Here is a 1,886-nt window from a genome sequence, read left to right as displayed (position 1 = left end):
ATTAGTACCGGTAAGCTTCAAGCGTTGCCGCTCTTCCACACCCGGCCTATCAACGTGGTCGTCTTCCACGGTTCTCAGGGAATACTCGTTTTAAGGTGGGTTTCCCGCTTAGATGCCTTCAGCGGTTATCCCGTCCGGATATAGCTACCCTGCTATGCGGCTGGCGCCACAACAGGTCCACCAGAGATCCGTCCATCCCGGTCCTCTCGTACTAGGGACAGATCCTTTCAATATTCCTACACCCACGGCAGATAGGGACCGAACTGTCTCACGACGTTCTGAACCCAACTCACGTACCGCTTTAAATGGCGAACAGCCATACCCTTGGGACCTGCTCCAGCCCCAGGATGCGATGAGTCGACATCGAGGTGCCAAACAACCCCGTCGATATGGACTCTTGGGGGTCATCAGCCTGTTATCCCCGGCGTACCTTTTATCCGTTGAGCGATGGCCCTTCCACGCGGGACCACCGGATCACTATGACCGACTTTCGTCTCTGCTCGACTTGTCAGTCTCGCAGTCAGGCAGGCTTATGCCATTGCACTCAGCGAACGATTTCCGACCGTTCTGAGCCCACCATCGCGCGCCTCCGTTACTCTTTAGGAGGCGACCGCCCCAGTCAAACTACCCACCATACATTGTCCCGGACCCGGATGACGGGCCGCGGTTAGACATCCATAGTGATAAGGGTGGTATTTCAAGGGTGGCTCCACCTGAGCTGGCGCCCAGGTTTCAAAGCCTACCACCTATCCTACACATGCCACTACGAATGCCAATGTAAAGCTATAGTAAAGGTGCACGGGGTCTTTCCGTCTAACCGCAGGAACCCCGCATCTTCACGGGGAATTCAATTTCACTGAGTCTATGCTGGAGACAGCGGGGAAGTCGTTACGCCATTCGTGCAGGTCGGAACTTACCCGACAAGGAATTTCGCTACCTTAGGACCGTTATAGTTACGGCCGCCGTTTACTGGGGCTTCGATTCAGAGCTTGCACCCCTCCTCTTAACCTTCCAGCACCGGGCAGGCGTCAGACCCTATACGTCGTCTTGCGACTTCGCAGAGCCCTGTGTTTTTGATAAACAGTCGCTACCCCCTGGTCTGTGCCACCCTCCTCCACTTGCGTGGAAAAGGGTCACGCTTCTTCCGAAGTTACGCGTGCAATTTGCCGAGTTCCTTCAGCATAGTTCTCTCAAGCGCCTTGGTATACTCTACCAGTCCACCAGTGTCGGTTTCGGGTACGGTCTATAAGGAGGAGCTATTTCCTGGAACCACGCAGCAGCCCGTTCAATCCGATAAGATTGGACTACCTCAATGATCCGTCACTTCCTCCAGGCCCACGAATATTAACGTGGTTCCCATCGTCTACGCATTTCTGCCTCGACTTAGGGGCCGGCTAACCCTGCTCAGATTAGCTTTAAGCAGGAACCCTTGGACTTTCGGCGGGGGAGTCTCTCACTCCCCTTACGTTACTCATGTCAGCATTCGCACTTCTGATACCTCCACCACCCCTCACGGGTATGGCTTCATCAGCTTACAGAACGCTCCGCTACCGCTCGTGATTGCTCACGAACCCTAAGCTTCGGTGTATGGCTTGAGCCCCGTTACATTTTCGGCGCAAAGACCCTTATTTAGACCAGTGAGCTGTTACGCTTTCTTTAAATGATGGCTGCTTCTAAGCCAACATCCTGGTTGTTTTGGGATCCTCACATCCTTTCCCACTTAGCCATAACTTGGGGACCTTAGCTGTAGGTCAGGGTTGTTTCCCTTTTCACGACGGACGTTAGCACCCGCCGTGTGTCTGCCGACTAGTACTCCCAGGTATTCGGAGTTTGGTTAGGTTTGGTAATCCGGTGAGGACCCCTAGCCCATCCAGTGCTCTACCCCC

The 1,886-nt window shown here is 54.2% G+C and carries 1 rRNA gene; it reads right to left on the bottom strand.

The window, feature by feature from the left end:
• Window positions 1–1,886: ribosomal RNA gene (locus BLT09_RS33305) — 23S ribosomal RNA — on the bottom strand; the annotation flags it as partial.

It is taken from the genome of Mesorhizobium muleiense, from assembly GCF_900099905.1.
Taxonomy (GTDB): domain Bacteria; phylum Pseudomonadota; class Alphaproteobacteria; order Rhizobiales; family Rhizobiaceae; genus Mesorhizobium; species Mesorhizobium muleiense.
Note: the sequence above shows the minus strand (reverse complement) of the source record. Positions and strands in the feature narration are given on the sequence as shown.